Source organism: Alphaproteobacteria bacterium, from assembly GCA_025800285.1.
Classification (GTDB): Bacteria; Pseudomonadota; Alphaproteobacteria; order JAOXRX01; family JAOXRX01; genus JAOXRX01.
In genome coordinates this window covers 1-552 of the sequence record JAOXRX010000091.1, presented here as the reverse complement: position 1 = coordinate 552, position 552 = coordinate 1, and the positions used below count along the sequence as shown (strand labels likewise).

The window sequence follows — 552 nt, the reverse complement described above, 5'->3', positions numbered from 1 at the left end:
CCATCTTTAAAAGTGACAGTATTCCAATTTCTACCACGATCATTTGAGTATTTGATTGTGTTATTATTATAACTACTTCTGATATTATACCAGGAATAAGTCATTGTCAATCGGTCAATAGCAAGGAAGTGTTTCTTTTCAGGATTGAGTTTCAGAGAAGGATTAAACTTTATCAAGAAATTATCTGGTCTATTTTCTCCAGTTTTTTCTCTTTTGATTGAAGAAATATGTATAGTTCTTTCCATTATTTTATCTTAACAATATATATTTTTTCAAAAGATCATTAAGTGTTTTTTTGGAGATGACTTTGAGTTGATGAAGAAGATGAGCGATTTGTGAGAACTCTTGCTTTACACCATTGTTTCCGGCCAAGATTGAACCAGCAAGAAGTTCTAGTCTTTTGACTAGTTGTTGAGGATTCTTGGAGTGAATTATGCCTGTGCCTGTTAATTTTTTATAATTTCTGAGTTGACCCATATATTAATAAAAATTTGCATTATATTATATTCTTTGATAAGTTCTTTAGAGTTTTCTTTGGATTGTTGGCCTTTA

At 30.3% G+C, this 552-nt stretch carries 1 protein-coding gene; it reads right to left on the bottom strand.

Annotated elements, in window-relative coordinates; genetic code table 11:
• On the bottom strand, positions 1 to 245 hold a 245-nt coding region (locus tag OIF36_04840), incomplete at its 3' end, for a hypothetical protein (protein ID MCV6599780.1).
• Positions 246 to 552: the final 307 nt, after the last annotated feature.